The following is a 16,090-nucleotide window of genomic DNA, read 5'->3' on the forward strand; positions in this document are numbered from 1 at the left end:
TTCTATTACTTAACTCGTATTATACCTTGAGTAAGTATCTTATATCATTATTTTAGAAATTTTTATTACTTTATATTATCTACTAGACTATCTGCATACGTTACTATCGTCCGTTTTCGTGTAGTACAATCGAAACACTAGATTATTTTTTACAGTAGGTATAAAATTGCTAACGTCAAGAGACTTGCTAGAAGCCCCACTCCCCAAAAGAAGAAGTCAACCTTCCACTCGCTCCAAGGATTTCCTTTACCAGACAATCCTCCAAGCTCAAAATGGTGATGCACAGGCGTCATACGGAAAATACGTTTACCACCAGTCATTTTGAAATAGCCGACTTGCATCATAACCGAAGTTGTTTCAAAGACATAAATAATTCCGATAATCAAGAGAGTCCATTCTTGGTGGAGAGCCATTGAAATAGCTGCCAGCATTCCACCGAGAGCCAAACTTCCCACATCTCCCATAAAGACCTTAGCAGGCTTATGGTTAAAGACAAAGAAACCGAGCAAACCACCAATCATGGCAAGAATCACTAGAAGGATATCCATCTGACCTTGCACATAGGCAATAACGCCATAGGCAGACAAACTAATCACAACGGAAATACTAGCCAGACCGTCAATACCATCTGTCAAGTTCACTGCGTTTGAAAAACCAACTAGCCAGAAAAGAGCGAAGACAATATAGAAAATCCCTAGATGTACTTGATAACCAAAGACAGAAAGCATATCGCCACCACGCTCATAGAAAAGGTAGAAAATGACGCCACCTAGAAGCTGAAGAGCCAATTTCTGTTTGGGATTAAGGCCCTCATTGATTTTACGGAAGACCTTGAGGAAGTCATCTAAAAATCCGATTAAACCATAAAGAACCAAGATAAATAAAATCATACCAACATTATTGCTGAGTTGATTACTAAATAGGGCGAAAAAGAAAGCAACTAAAACAGAAGCAATTAAGAAAACCAAACCTCCCATGGTAGGAGTCCCAGCTTTTGCCTGGTGCTGTTTAACATCCTCATGCATCTGCTGGCCTGTAATTTGCGCCTTTCTATAAAATTGGATAAAGGCTGGAATTCCTACTAAAGTTAGCAAAAATGTCACAATTCCAGCACTGATAGAAATAAACATATTAGTCTCCTAAAGTTAATTTAATTTTTTTAATGTTTTTGATAGCTGTATTAGTCCGAACATCCTGCTTCTGAACGACGGAACCTGAACCTTCAAATTCCAGCTCGATATCCAACCATTTAGCAAAGGTCTCGGCAGTCTCTTTTTTCCAGCCATACATGTCTGGAATTTCTTCTACCTTATCCGATAAAAGGAGAACTTGTTGGTTTGGTGCAAGATTGGTCCCTTCTTCTACAGAAGTCTCTTTAATCTTTGTTCCAGTACCTACAACGATTGGTTGCACAATATTTCGGCGTAAGGCTTCCGCCAACTCACCAGGTGAAATATCCTTGATGCTAGGCATTGCATAAGAAGATTCTGTCGTAACTTTATCTAAATTCTTGGCTGGAGATTGAAGATTGAGAGATTCTTTCATAGCTGAAGCCCGCTCCAAGATTGGGTTGGCAAATTCTCCCAATTGGATACCTGAATAATGTTCAGGCTGTTGAACCGTTACATACAAGATAAAATCAGGATTTTCAGCAGGGTTCATAGCCACAACCGAGAAAATGTAGTTGGTAGAACCAACCAAGTAGCCTCCATTTTTCTCGTCAGCGATTTGGGCAGTCCCTGATTTAAGGGCCACATTCTGACCCGGAACATTGACAGTTGCCTTGCCTGTACTATGATTATACATAGTTCCATATGTAGGGTCTGTTCCAACCATAACCATGTGGTCACGCGTGACTGATGCCGCTTCTTTCGATACAGGATTTCCGACAACCTCTTTTTGAGATTTACGAACAGATTGGTCATTTGGATCATACAAGGCCGTAATAAATTTAGGCTCTAGCATGACGCCATCATTGGCAATGGCTGTAAAAGCACGTAGCATCTGGGTCTGCGTTACAGAAATCCCCTGACCAAATGCACTCATGGCAATATTGACAATATTATCTGCAGGCAATTGACCTGTATACTCATCAGTCAGACCAAAACGAGTTGGAACTCCAAATTTAAAACGGTTTAGATAATCCAACCAAGTAGTATCTCCCATTTTTTGTTCAAGTAGACTCATTCCAACATTACTGGAGTGAGCGAAACCTTGTGAGAAAGTCATCATCCCACCAGTAGTCAAACCATCATTAACATCCCAATCTCGAATCGTCGCATCCGCTATTTTTAATTCACTGCTATTGAAGTATTCTCCACTTGGGAAGGTATTATTATCAATAGAAGAAGCTAACGTCATAACCTTCATGGCTGATCCTGGTTCATAGTTACTTTGATAAAGAATATCACGCCAAACAAAGTCCTCAGTGATTCCTTCTTTAGTATCTGCATTAAAGGTAGGTCGTTGGGTGGTAGCGAGGATTTCACCGGTCTTTGCACTGACCAAGGTCGCGGTCATATACTTACCTTTTACTTTTTGTAGAAAGGCATCCATCTGAGTTTCCATGAAAGATTGGAGCGGGCTAGACAATGTTGTATAAACATCCTTGCCATCCACAGTTTGTTGCGATACCTGTTCTGTACCTGGTACGATATTTCCTACACGGTCTTTTTCATAGGTAATAATACCGTCTGTCCCCGCAAGAATGGTATTTAACGAACTCTCTAGACCAGAGGTTCCTAATAAACTCTTACTGCCGTCCTCATTTTCATGGAGTTGGGCTAAACCAATAAAACTAGAAGCAAATTGTCCATTTGGGTAGCTTCTGTTAGGGCTAGTTGTAAAGTCAATCCCTTCCACACTAGCATCTTTTAAATCTTTTTTAATGGCCATCATATTGGCATAGGTAATCCCATTTCCTTTGGCACCAAAGGAAACCTGGGTCAGATTTGGTTGAGCCAGTTGTTCTTTTACATAGGCTTCATCCATATCCAAATACTTATGGAAAACTTCAGCTACCTTATTAAACTGCGAATCCTCTACATAAAGAATTTTCCCCGTTGCTGACTTGTATTTTTTATCAATAACAGCATAGACATTATAAGAGGTCGCATCTTCTGCGATAGGCACTCCATTTCGGTCATAGATAGTTCCACGTTTGGCAGGAACTGTACGGGTTGTTTGGTGAACCTTTTTAGCTTCTTTTACCAAGTCAGTACCAAATATATTACCTTTCGCGATAATATAAGCAAAATTGGCCAAAAAGATGCCAAAAAGGGCAACCGCCACAAAGCTGAGGTACTTACCAACTATCCTACGGTTTTTTGCTGGAGATTTACGATTTTTTATCGCAAATCGGGTTATTTTTTCTGTCCATTTCATATCTTACTCCGCTGTTCGGATATTTTCATTATTCAATTTCAAATCTTTTTTATCTGCAATCTCTTTCAAACGCTCTGAACGAATCAATTCATTCACTTCCTGCTTGGCATCGTCCAGCTCTGTCTTCTTCTCCTCTATCTGTGCATTGATTTTTGTCAAATCATTTTGCACTTGCAAAAGTCGTGTCTGCATAAAGATGATACTCACTGCTAAAACGAGAGCTGTAAATGCGATGGAAAGATAAAAAGCCTTCTCCACACGTGAGAATTTTTTGATACGATTCTGCAAGAATTGACTGGTTGTTTCTTTCTTATCTACCATTTTTTCCTCTTACTTGTGAATTTTTCTGGCCACGCGTAACTTAGCCGAATGCGAGCGGTTATTGGCTTCTAACTCTTCCGCACTAGGCAAGATTGGCTTACGGGACACCAATTCCATCTTGGGCTTGAGATCATCTGGGATGAAAGGCAAACCTTTGGGAACTTCCACAGTTGAAGCTTCCTTGAACAATTGTTTGGTCAAGCGGTCTTCTAGTGAATGGAAGGTAATCACTGAAATTCTACCATCTAGAGCCAACATCTCCATAGCCTGCTGGATGGATTCATCTGCCGCTCCCAGTTCATCATTGACTTCAATTCGAATAGCCTGGAAAATCTGCTTGGCAGGATGGCCCTTCTTCTTGAGCTCCTTGGCAGGTTTGGCCGACTTGATAATTTCTGCTAACTCAGTCGTTGTCTCGATTGGCTTGACTTCACGCGCTTGTTCAATCTTACGGGCAATCTGTTTAGAAAATTTATCCTCACCATACTTGAAGAAAATACGAACCAAGTCATGATAGTCATAGTGGTTCACTACCTCATAGGCTGTCAGACTAGCATCCTGATTCATGCGCATGTCTAGTGGCGCATCCTTTTTATAAGAAAAACCACGCTCACGCTGGTCCAATTGAGGACTAGACACTCCTAAGTCATAACAAATTCCATCAATTTCCTGAACACCAGCTTCGCGCAAACGTGCCTGTAAATGACGGAAGTTATCCTTTATAAAAGTCACCATCCCCTTCTCAATATAGGGAGCCAAGCGTTTTTGCGCATTGTCAATGGCATTCTGGTCCTGGTCAAAGGCATAGAGATGGCCTTTTTCACTTAATTTACTTAATAAATATTCGCTATGGCCCGCTCCACCTAAAGTCGCATCAACGTAGATACCGTCAGGCTTTACGTCGAGCATATCAATCGTTTCGTGGAGTAAGACCGTTACATGATGAAATTCTTTTGTCATATCTTATCTATTTTACCATAAATCCGACTAGCTTGCACTAGTCAGACAAATAGGGCAAAAACAAGTAAGATTTCTTTAAGAAATATGTCAAATATGCTTGACATTCACTCCATAGAAGAATATAATATAGTCAAATATATACGACATAAATCAGAAAGGAGACCAGATGAATCGTGTGAAAGAATTTCGCAAGGAACTGGGCATTTCCCAGCTCGAGCTAGCCAAGGATATCGGTGTCTCGAGACAGACCATCAATATGATTGAAAACGACAAGTACAATCCAACTCTGGAACTCTGTCTCAATCTCGCCCGCAGCCTCCAAACTGACCTCAACAGTCTCTTTTGGGAGGATAATTTTTAAAAAAGGAGCCAACTCATGAAAAAAGAAACCTTCACTGAAAAACTGATCAAGCGCACATACGGTATTTCTGATCCACTTGACGAATACAAACGACGCGAGGCTGATCGTATCGGCAATCAAGTCTTTATCTTCCTCTTTTATCTGATGATTTTCGGAAATCTTATTCCGCTCGTTCTGGCCTATAAATATCCTCAACTAGTGGCTCTGGTCTATCCTCCTCTGATTTTAGTGATTGCCCTCATCGCTGCTAGCTATGTCACCTACCAAATGAAAAAAACAGGGATTACAGCTATTGATCCAGATATGCTGAATGAGAAAGAAAGCAAGCAACTACACTACCCTGGTCTGAAAGCAGGTTTGTTCTTTGGTCTATGGATGTTTTTTATAACTCCTCTTCTCGGTATACTCATAGGTGAAAATCCGGACTATTTTCATTCTCTTCTCACTATAAGAAATGGTGTATCAAGCATTCTCGGTTCTATCTTCTTCGGAGCGAGCATACAGTTCCTCATCTCCCGTCGCATTGCAAAAACTAAAAAAGAGCAAGATGAGGATTAGGAGGTGCCCTATGAAATCACTAGTGACTTTACTTACCTATCATCTTTTGTTTGCTTCACTGCTCATCTTCATCATCGTTTCAGGGAACTTGCCAATCTACGATATAGTCTTCCTTCCAGTCTTTGTTCCAGCACTCAACAAAGGATTGACTTATCTAAAGATTGACTCCCAAAAAACGCGCATACTCAACTTAGCACTATTCTTTATGATTCTATCCTTACCACAACTGACGCTCATTTCAATCAATTGGAAATATTATATTCTGCTAACTATCGCTATCCTTTCTTCTATTACTTATCTTTATTATCTCTATCAATTCGTAAAAGAAACAAAATAGCATCGTTCATTTAGGAGAAATCACCCATGAAAAAAGAAGACTTAACAACTCGCCTACTTCGAAATTTCTTTCATATCCAAGGGCCTTTTGATGAATGCCGTCAAGAGGTTATCTACAAGGCTTGCGCCCGTTCCATGATCCAAATCGTTTATTCTTCCTTCTTTCTCTTCTTGTTTTATCTATTATTTGGACGCTTCATAGAGGTGGTTCGCTATGCCATGCCCTACATATTCTTTGGCCTTATATATTTCATTACCTTAAAAACCCAAAGAAATGTCAAAGAACTCCATCTGGAAAAAGATGACAAGTCAGAAATCATCCTTAAAACCTACAGCAAGAGCCAAATCAAATTCCGAAGCTGGGTTGTGTTTATTGGCCTTCAGATTGGCCTCTTTACCCTACTCATCTTTCATAAAGTCTTCGTTCAGCAGATGTCACTTCCAGATTTTGTGAAGTTACTCATGCAATTCGATAAAAGTGTTCCTTTACTGATGTATGGCCTGATTATCGGTAGCATTTTTGGAACCCTGACCTACGGATTTCTATCCCTACAGGAGGAAAAAACTCCTAAAAATACCAAGCAGAAAGAGAAAAGCAAACAATGACCTCAATCTACGATTTTTTAGTCTTAAACCAAGATAATCAAGAAACCCCATTAGAAGCCTATCGTGGTAAGGTTCTCTTGATTGTCAATACTGCTACCGGATGTGGTTTAACGCCCCAGTACCAAGGACTCCAAGAACTCTATGACCGCTATCAAGATCAGGGCTTTGAGATTTTAGACTTCCCTTGCAATCAGTTTATGGGACAAGTACCCGGCAGCGCAGAGGAAATCAACGCCTTCTGTAGCCTACACTATCAAACCACTTTCCCACGTTTTGCCAAGATCAAGGTCAACGGTAAGGAAGCAGATCCTCTCTATGTTTGGTTGAAAGAACAAAAATCTGGCCCACTGGGAAAACGAATCGAATGGAATTTCGCTAAGTTTCTCATCGGTCGAGATGGACAGGTATTTGAACGATTCTCTTCAAAAACAGACCCAAAACAAATTGAAGAGGCCATACGTAATCTACTCTAAACTTCATTAAAATCCATCCTTCTATGCTCCCTAAAACAGAAGGATGGATTTTCTTTAAAAAGTAAACGAAATTCTTTAAATTAGATGGATTTTCTTGCTTTTCTCTATTGCATTTCTCAGAATAATTTAGTATATTTGTTATATTAAGGTTTATTAGGTCATTTTAAAGATTAAGATGGCAATTTTAATTTTTTTATCTTAAAATGAAAGCGCTTAAACGGGAGGAAGATTAGACTCAAACTATTACAAAAAGATTAACTAACGCTAAAGAAAAATCGTTTCCAAGTCATACTTGGGCTCAGACAGTAGCTGACTGTCTTTATTCAAACTAGGAGTACATTATGAATCGATACCTTTTTGAAAAAGGGCAAACTTTTAGCATCAGAAAATTAACCGTTGGAGTTGCTTCGGTTATGGTTGGTCTCGCTTTTTTTGCATCTGCTACAGCACTAGCCGACGAAGCAAAAGTTGAAACTACAAGTTCTCAACCAAACGTAGAAAAATTGGCCGAGGCTGAAAAAACTAAACCAGAAATCAAAAATGAAAGTCCTGTAATCTCTACATCTCAAGAGTCAGAGCAAGCAGAGAAAACTGTTAAACCAGTAGAAGAAAAATCTGTAGCAGATACTAAAACTACCGACTTACTTCCTGAAGAAATCCACGATCAAGCTTATCCTGACACGCCCGTGAAAAACATAGATACTTCAGCAATCGTAGACAAGAAGGATAGCCCTAAAGTTGAGACAGAAAGCATTCTAAAAAACAAGGAAGAACTTCCAAAAGAAGCTGAAAATGGTAATCGTGCGATCATCAACGGTGGTCTAGATTTGAAGCACGTCCCTTATGAAGGACAACCTGCTACTGCTGCTAGTATGATTTATACCATTTACAATGGTGGTTCCCAACGCTATATCGTGTCTGGTTCTGGTATTTTTGTGGCACCAAATGTCATCTTGACTGTTGCCCACAACTTTTTAGAATCAAACCGTGATACAAAAGAAGGACATATTCGAGGTGGAGATTCTGCTAAGTTTTACTATAACCTCGGTTCTAATTCTGCTGTTCGCAATTCTCAACCTGTAACGGGTAATACTACTCTCTTCAAAGAAGAAGATATTCATTTTTGGAACAAGAAAGAATTTGGAAAAGGATATCAAAATGACTTGGCTGCTGTTGTAGCACCTGTTCCTCTTCAAATCGCTAGTCCAAATAAAGCTGCTACCTTTGTTCCCTTGGCAGAAAACAAAACCTATCAACCAGGGGACCCTGTTAGCACGATTGGATATCCGACCGATTCAAGCTCACCTGAGCTCAAAAAACCAATTGTCGCGGGTCAACTTTACAAGGCTGATGGTGTCGTGAAATCTGTTGATAAATATGATGATAAAGGCTCAAAAGGCATCACCTATCATATGACTTCTGTTTCAGGCCTTTCAGGTGCTGGTATTATCAATGGTGATGGTAAAGTAGTCGGTGTTCACCAACACGGCACAATTGAAAACGGCATCCCTGACAAAGACCGTTTCGGTGGTGGGATTGTCCTCTCACCTGAGCAAGTCAAATGGGTAAAAGATATTATCGCAAAATATGGTGTCAAAGGTTGGTACCAAGGTGATAACGGGAAACGATATTACTTTACTCCTGAAGGAGAAATGTTCAGAAATAAAACTGCTGTTATTGGTGAAAATCAATATTCTTTCGATGAAAATGGTGTTGCGACACTCATTAAAGGAATCGATTACGGACGTGTAGTGGTTCAACACGTAGATGAAACTGGTAATCCAATCAAAACTGATGATACTTTCGTTGAAAAGACTGAAGTTGGAACAGCTTTTGATTATGACTTCAAAAAAGAAATCGCTAAGACTGACTTCTATACAAAAAATCAAGAGAAATACCAGATTGTCTCTATTGATGGTTTCGAAATCAACAAGCAACTCAAAGATGAGTGGACCTACAACGTCGTCAGCAAAACAGCTCCAGGAACACGGGTCATCAAGGTGGTTTATAAAGTGAATAAAGGTTCATTTGCCATTCATTATCGTTTGAAAGGCTCAGAGCAAGAATTAGCAGATGTTGTTACTGATAATAATGACGGAAAAGAATACGATGTTTCCTTTGTAAACACTTTTGAAGCAAAAGAAATCGCAGGCTACCGCGCAATCACTCCACGCTTAGAAGCCAACATCCAGCACAAGGGTGTGAATGATGTCGTCTTTGAATACGAAAAAATCTCTGATAGCTCTAATCCGACTTCAAATGTTTTACCTGCTGCTCATCCAGAAGATAAAGAAACAGAAATCGGAAATCACGGTCCGCTTCCAAGCAAGGCTCAACTTGATTATCACAAGGAAGAATTAGCTGCCTTCATCCACTATGGTATGAATACTTATACTAATTCTGAATGGGGACATGGAAATGAAGATCCTAAAAACTTCAATCCAACTAACTTAGATACAGATCAATGGATCCGTACTCTAAAAGAAACTGGTTTTAAACGAACTATTATGGTTGTCAAACACCACGATGGTTTCGTTATTTACCCATCTAAATATACAAATCATACCGTAGCTGCAAGTCCATGGAAAGATGGAAAGGGTGACCTTTTAGAAGAAATCTCTAAATCTGCTACTAAATACGATATGAACATGGGTGTTTACCTATCACCATGGGATGTTAATAGCCCTAAATACAAGGTTGATACAGAAAAAGAATACAACGAATATTATCTCAACCAACTAAAAGAAATTCTTGGAAATCCAAAATACGGAAACAAAGGTAAATTCATTGAAGTTTGGATGGATGGTGCGCGTGGTAGCGGTGCTCAGAAAGTAACCTACACCTTTGACGAATGGTTCAAATATATTAAGGAAGCAGAAGGAGATATCGCTATCTTCTCTGCACAACCAACAAGTATTCGTTGGATCGGAAATGAACGTGGTATCGCAGGTGACCCTGTATGGCATAAGGTCAAGAAAGCCAACATCACCGAAAATGTTAAGAACGAATACCTTAACCACGGTGACCCTGACGGAGATATGTACTCTGTAGGGGAAGCTGACGTTTCAATCCGTTCTGGTTGGTTCTACCACGATAACCAGCAACCAAAATCCCTCAAAGAATTGATGGATATCTACTTCAAGTCTGTTGGTCGTGGAACGCCACTTCTTCTCAACATCCCACCAAACAAAGAAGGTAAATTCGCAGATGCTGACGTGGCTCGCTTGAAAGAATTCAAAGCGACTCTAGATCAAATGTATGCGACTGACTTTGCCAAAGGTGCGACTGTAACAGCAAGTTCTACTCGTCAGAACCATCTCTACAAAGAAAGCCATCTTACAGACGGTAAAGATGATACTAGCTGGGCACTTTCAAATGATGCTACAACTGGTAGCTTCACAGTTGATTTAGGACAAAAGAGACGTTTTGATGTCGTAGAACTCAAGGAAGATATTGCCAAAGGACAACGTATTTCTGGATTCAAGATTGAAGTCGAAATCAACGGACGTTGGGTTCCATATGGTGAAGGTTCAACCGTAGGCTATCGTCGTTTAATCCAGGGTCAACCTGTAGAAGCACAAAAAATCCGAGTTACGATTACTGGCTCACAAGCCACACCAATCCTAACCAACTTCTCAGTCTATAAAACTCCAAGCACTATCGAAAAGAATGATGGATATCCTCTTGGACTAGAATACCACTCAAATACAACGGCTGACAAGGAAGGTACAACTTGGTACAATGAATCGGAAGGTATCCGCGGTACTTCTATGTGGACCAACAAGAAAGACGCCAAAGTCACCTATCGTTTCACAGGAACCAAGGCCTATGTTGTATCAACAGTAGATCCAAACCATGGTGAAATGTCTGTATACGTGGATGGTCAAAAAGTCGCAGATGTACAAACCAAGAACAGTAGCCGTAAACGTAGCCAAAAAGTTTACGAAACTGGTGATTTAGCACCTGGAGAACACACTATTACTCTCGTTAACAAAACAGGTGAACCAATTGCTACAGAAGGAATCTACACTCTAAACAATAACAGCAAGGGTATGTTTGAGCTTGAAGCAACTTCTTACGATGTCGAAAAAGGAAAACCTGTTACCGTTACAATTAAGCGTGTTGGTGGAAGCAAGGGAGCTGCTACCGTTCGCTTCATTACGGAACCTGGAACAGGTGTTCACGGTAAGGTTTACCAAGATACAACTCAAGATGTGACCTTTGCAGATGGTGAAACAGAGAAAACTGTTACCATTCCAACTATCGACTTCACAGAACAAGCTGACTCAATCTTTGACTTCAAAGCAAAACTCACTTCTGTGTCTGATGGCGCCCTACTCGGTTTTGCTACCGATGCAACTATTCGAGTAATGAAGGCTGATTTATTGAAGAAAGATCAGACAAATTACGACGACCAAGCTAGTCAATTAGATTACAGTCCTGGCTGGAGACACGAAACCAACTCTTCTGGTAAATACCAAAATACTGAATCATGGGTATCATTTGGACATCTGACAGAGGATCAGAAGAAAAAGACAACTGTGACTGCTTATTTCTATGGTACAGGCTTAGAAATCAAAGGATTTGTTGACCCAGGTCATGGTGTCTATAAAGTATTCCTTGACGGTAAGGAAGTCACCTATCAAGATGGAATGGGAAATGCATCTACTATTGATGGCAAGAAATACTTTAGCGGTCATGCCGCTAACCGTCAAGGTGATCAGACTCTAGTCAACCTAAAAGGACTTGATGAAAACTTGCACGCAGTAACTCTCCAACTAGACCCTGACAAGAATGATTTGACTAAAAATATTGGTATGCAAGTGGATCAATTCATTACAAAAGGCGAAGGAAGCGAGCTATACAGCAAAGCAGAAATCCTTCAATCTATCTCTAAATGGAAAGAAGATTTGTCTAACTTTAATCCTGCTGGATTGAAAGATACTGCAACTGCACGCCAAGCGTTCAAGTCTAATCTTGATAAACTCACTGCACAATTAAGTTCTGATACGGTAAATGTACAAGATGTGATGTCAACAGTCACTACTTTGCAAGATATTCTTAGCAAAGATGAAAATTACAAAAAACCTGGAGACGAAACAAGCCCAGAACAACCAGTTGAACCAAAACAGCCGGAACAGCCTGAAATCAATTACGATAAGGCTATGGCTAGCTTGACTGAAGCTATCGAGAAAAAAGTGGCTGAACTTGGTACTAACAACGATGCTAAGAAAAAATTAGTTGAAATTACTGATAAAGCAATCGCAGCTATCCAAGAAGCGAAGACTCAAGAAGACGTCAATAAAGCCCTCAACAACGCTCTTGAACAAATCAAGCAATTGCAACCTAGCCAACCAGAACAACCGGTTGATCCGAAACAACCTGAACAGCCTGAAATCAATTATGATAAGGCTATGGCTAGCTTGACTGAAGCTATTGAGAAAAAAGTGGCTGAACTTGGTACTAACAACGATGCTAAGAAAAAATTAGTTGAAATTACTGATAAAGCAATCGCAGCTATCCAAGAAGCGAAGACTCAAGAAGACGTCAATAAAGCCCTCAATAACGCTCTTGAACAAATCAAGCAATTGCAATCTAGCCAACCAGAACAACCAGTTGAACCAAAACAGCCTGAAAAACCAATTACTTCTTCAAGTCCTGAAGAAGGAGTTAAAGAGCTTGTCTTCCATCTCCCAAGTTTGGATATTGTCAAGAAGGCAGTGCCATTCAAGACTATCCGTCGCGAAAATCCAAACTTAGATAAAGGAAAAGAGAAAGTTCTAGCAGAAGGGAAAGATGGTGCTATAATCGAGTATGTCGAAGTAGATGGCAGCAATCGTAAAGTAGTTCAAACTGAATCAACTCCAGCTCTAGACCGAGTGATTGAAGTTGGAACGAAACAAAGCTCTGTAGGAACAGAGGCACCACCAGTTGTGACTCTCCCTGAGTATGTTGTACCTAGAGAAACTGAAAAACCAGCTCCTGCAGTTGTAACAGAAGATTCACCAAGAAAAGATGAAAAAGCACCTGTTGCTACTACAGTTAAACAAGACAAGGAAAAACAACTCCCAGAAACTGGAGAGCAAGAAGCAGATGCCTTCTTATTCTTGGCTGCTATTACTTCAATATTGTCTCTACTCATCTTCCAAAAGAATTTCAAAGACTAATTAAAATCTTTACTTAATTCTTTTCAATGATTCTAGTTCCCCCAAAGAGAAGGCCAGCCGGTCTTCTCTTTTTCTATATATAAATCAAAAAAAAATACATAAATTTCTATGTACGTCTTAGTATATATAAAACAGAATGATTATTGAACTGGCCCCAAAAAGTTAGACAGAAAAAATCTATCTTTTGGGGTGCAGTTCATTCTATCTTTGACTGGGCAGAAGAACTTGAGTATATAGAAGCTAATAAAGTTGCAAAAATATTAAGAAGAATAAAGGCCACTAAAAAGATTCAACTTGCAGAGTCAAAGAGAGGGGAAGATTTATATCTAACTCATGAACAACTCCAAGAATGGTTCTCAGCATTTCAAGAAGATTTAGATAATGATAAAATAACTCTGAAAGATTATGTCCTATTTTATCTCACTTTTTTCTTAGATGATAGAAAATCTGAAACCTATGCTCTTCAATGGAAACATATCGACTTTTCGAAATCACAGATTCAGCTAATTCAAGCTTTAGATAGATATGGACAAATAAAATCTACTAAGGGAAATAAGAAAACTATTTTCTCTATTTCTAATGACTTACTTCAGCTCCTTACCTCTTGGAAAGAGCAACAAAAATATGAACTAGTAAAGTTTGGCATCATCAGTAATCCAGAACAATTTGTTTTTACATATATCGACACAAAAGGAAACATCAATAAGCCTTTACACGCTGACTATCTAAACAATAAAATGAAAAGTATTAGAAAGCGACACAAAGAGCTGACACATGCTACACCTCATAAACTGCGACACACAGGAGCGACACTTGCTAAACAAGCAGGAATGAGCTTAGAAGCAATTTCTGAAGCACTAACGCATAGCGATACAGGTACAACTCAAATTTATGTCAATACTTCTAATGTAGTTCCTATGGCAGTTGGTGAATTTGCTTTAAAGTCTCTAAAACAATAAGGTAAAAATAAGGTGAACTTTGAGGTAAACTTTTAAAAAAAACATAAAAAAAGCACCCATGAGGTAAACTCTTGAGTGCTTTGAAACGTTGATATAATCGTATTGATTAACGTTTTGAGGCAACTGACCTTGTCAGGTTGCAGCCACATTTGTAAACGACTAAAGTCGCAACAACTGTGTCAATTACACCAATTTAGCAAGAAAGTACAAAAAAGAACACCCCGAAAGGTGCTCTTTGTAAGTATAGTAATTCTTTCGAATTAACGTTTACTAAATTGTGATGCTTTACGAGCTTTCTTAAGACCTGGTTTTTTCTACATCATGATATTTATGGTAAATTATCACTAAAGTTAAGTAATTTTGAGAGATAAATCCTCAATATTTACATATATAACCCTTTTAAAAATCAAAAGGTTATCAAAGGGTTATCACTTTTTAGTTTTCGGAGCTTATGTAGTTGAGAAATCGACTGCTTTTTTAGTTATTAAACTAAATTTCAAGTTGGTATTTACAAAAAATTATTGATACGCCTAAAGCAATATCTACACTATTTTTTTAAGTGAATATTATTAAAGATACTAGCTTTTAAAACAATGAAAGGAATATTTCCTAAACTAGGTATACTTGTTTTATCAAAAATCTCAATTAGAACACCTATAATAGCTCTTAAAACAAATTTTTCAGTAGATTCGTCAATCTGTTTTCCAGTTCTTAATAGAAGTAGATTTGTTTGTATATAATCAATAAAATCTATCATAAAAAAATCATTAATATCATCTAATAAATTAAAATAAGCAATTGCTGTTGGTAGACTGTTGATTATATAAGACTCTTTAGCTAATATATAGTTTATATCAAAATCAGATTTTTTAATTTCATCAAAACAATCTGTGTTATATTTTAAAGTATCTAACACAGATAGCAATATTGAATAGACACTAGAAAGTTCAACTGTATTTGCTTCAATTTCATAAGAAAGCAACTCAAACAAGGAGTTTAAGAGTTCATTAAAATTCCTTGAATCAATAATGCCTTTCATTTTATTTGTGTTCAGAAAAATCTTTTCTCTAATTTCGTATGTGTTATAAAAGAAAATTTCAGATAACGTTGAATCAGTCGGCACACTAATATTGTTGTAGTCTCCCCAATTTTTAGAAGCTACTATATAACTATGATTTTTAATACCAGGATATAATGCATTCCCCTTCGATTTTAGATATTTATAAATCTTTATGCTTCCATTGAGATACCCAAAAAGAATTTCCTCACCAATTATTGTTGTAGCGGTAATATAAAATGAACGTGGTATCTCTTTAGAAACAACTTCTCCTGACTTTAAAGATACTTTACTAATACAATTTTTCGTATTGGCGCTAGAATCATAATACTTTATATTCTCTAAATATAAAGTATCTTCTCGCATTATCAAAATTATACCTTTAGTATCGTCAACCACAAAACTAGGTCTATAATGATCTTTGTATTGTTCTAATTCTTTTTCCTTTTCTTTTACATTTCTTTCTCGTTCTTTTTCTCGTTCTTTTCTTTCTCGTTCTTTTTCTCGTTCTTTTCTTTCTCGTTCTTTTTCTCGCTCTTTTTCTCGTTCTTTTCTTTCATCATTGTATCTATTTCTTTCATCACTAACAAATACATATACCGTGAAAGAAATAGCTAGTGCAGTCGCATAAAAAGCAAAATTTTCAACCAAAACATTGAGTACTAATTTCAAAGGTTCCGAAGGGATTTTAGCTCCGTGATAAACGAAGTATCTAATCGTCTTAACTATAATAGGAAAAAAAAATATAAAAGTAATAAATAGTCCAACTCCCCGAGTGTTGGACTTAAAATAATCCTGTCTGTCTGTCATATTTCTCAAAATATTATCTCCTTTTTAAGATATGTATGTAGAACAAAAAATATTTTATAAGATAAAACTGCTATTTAATAAGTAGTTAAATATAAGAG

The 16,090-nt window shown here is 38.1% G+C and carries 11 protein-coding genes and 1 pseudogene; 7 read left to right on the forward strand and 5 right to left on the reverse strand.

Going from position 1 to position 16,090, the window contains the following annotated elements:
- Window positions 1-149: 149 nt before the first annotated feature.
- Genes mraY through rsmH form a run of 4 tightly spaced genes read right to left on the reverse strand, consistent with a single transcriptional unit; the run spans window position 150 to window position 4,665 of the window.
- Window positions 150-1,130, reverse strand: coding sequence for a phospho-N-acetylmuramoyl-pentapeptide-transferase (gene mraY, locus GEZ85_RS08020; protein WP_153210016.1), 981 nt, complete (start codon window positions 1,128-1,130; stop codon window positions 150-152).
- 1 nt (window position 1,131) lies between these two features.
- Complete coding sequence (gene pbp2x, locus GEZ85_RS08025) at window positions 1,132-3,384, reverse strand: penicillin-binding protein PBP2X (protein ID WP_153210015.1); 2,253 nt, start codon at window positions 3,382-3,384, stop codon at window positions 1,132-1,134.
- 3 nt (window positions 3,385-3,387) lie between these two features.
- Entirely contained in the window at window positions 3,388-3,705 is a 318-nt protein-coding gene (gene ftsL, locus GEZ85_RS08030) for a cell division protein FtsL (protein ID WP_084928807.1), read from the reverse strand.
- A gap of 9 nt (window positions 3,706-3,714) precedes the next feature.
- A complete protein-coding gene (gene rsmH / locus GEZ85_RS08035) occupies window positions 3,715-4,665 on the reverse strand; it encodes a 16S rRNA (cytosine(1402)-N(4))-methyltransferase RsmH (protein ID WP_000159402.1) in 951 nt (316 codons plus the stop codon).
- A gap of 166 nt (window positions 4,666-4,831) precedes the next feature.
- Here rsmH and GEZ85_RS08040 point away from each other — a divergent pair, with 166 nt between their 5' ends.
- From GEZ85_RS08040 to GEZ85_RS08070, 7 genes and pseudogenes are all read left to right on the forward strand, one after another.
- A complete protein-coding gene (locus GEZ85_RS08040; protein WP_001082471.1) occupies window positions 4,832-5,026 on the forward strand; it encodes a helix-turn-helix transcriptional regulator in 195 nt (64 codons plus the stop codon).
- Window positions 5,027-5,041: 15 nt separating this feature from the next.
- Window positions 5,042-5,584 (forward strand): DUF3278 domain-containing protein, encoded by a 543-nt coding sequence (locus GEZ85_RS08045; protein ID WP_153210014.1) that lies wholly within the window; start codon window positions 5,042-5,044, stop codon window positions 5,582-5,584.
- Between the two features lie 10 nt (window positions 5,585-5,594).
- A complete protein-coding gene (locus GEZ85_RS08050) occupies window positions 5,595-5,921 on the forward strand; it encodes a hypothetical protein (RefSeq protein ID WP_153199615.1) in 327 nt (108 codons plus the stop codon).
- A 26-nt stretch (window positions 5,922-5,947) separates the two neighbouring features.
- Window positions 5,948-6,526 carry a DUF3278 domain-containing protein gene (locus GEZ85_RS08055; protein ID WP_153210013.1) on the forward strand — a complete coding sequence of 193 codons (579 nt, stop codon included), beginning with the start codon at window positions 5,948-5,950 and terminating at the stop codon, window positions 6,524-6,526.
- Window positions 6,523-6,999, forward strand: a complete 477-nt coding sequence (locus GEZ85_RS08060; RefSeq protein WP_153210012.1) for a glutathione peroxidase — start codon at window positions 6,523-6,525, stop codon at window positions 6,997-6,999. The genes GEZ85_RS08055 and GEZ85_RS08060 overlap by 4 nt, the downstream gene beginning before the upstream one ends.
- 341 nt (window positions 7,000-7,340) lie before the next feature.
- The gene (locus tag GEZ85_RS08065) at window positions 7,341-13,166 is read left to right on the forward strand and encodes an alpha-L-fucosidase (RefSeq protein ID WP_153210011.1); all 5,826 of its coding nucleotides are present in this window, start codon (window positions 7,341-7,343) and stop codon (window positions 13,164-13,166) included.
- A gap of 194 nt (window positions 13,167-13,360) precedes the next feature.
- Window positions 13,361-14,125, forward strand: a pseudogene (locus GEZ85_RS08070) (tyrosine-type recombinase/integrase); the annotation flags it as partial.
- A 547-nt stretch (window positions 14,126-14,672) separates the two neighbouring features.
- Here GEZ85_RS08070 and GEZ85_RS08075 read toward each other — a convergent pair.
- Window positions 14,673-16,001, reverse strand: coding sequence for a hypothetical protein (locus GEZ85_RS08075; RefSeq protein WP_153214818.1), 1,329 nt, complete (start codon window positions 15,999-16,001; stop codon window positions 14,673-14,675).
- Window positions 16,002-16,090 lie beyond the last annotated feature (89 nt).

Source organism: Streptococcus mitis (assembly GCF_009496205.1).
In the GTDB taxonomy this organism is placed as follows: domain Bacteria; phylum Bacillota; class Bacilli; order Lactobacillales; family Streptococcaceae; genus Streptococcus; species Streptococcus mitis_BN.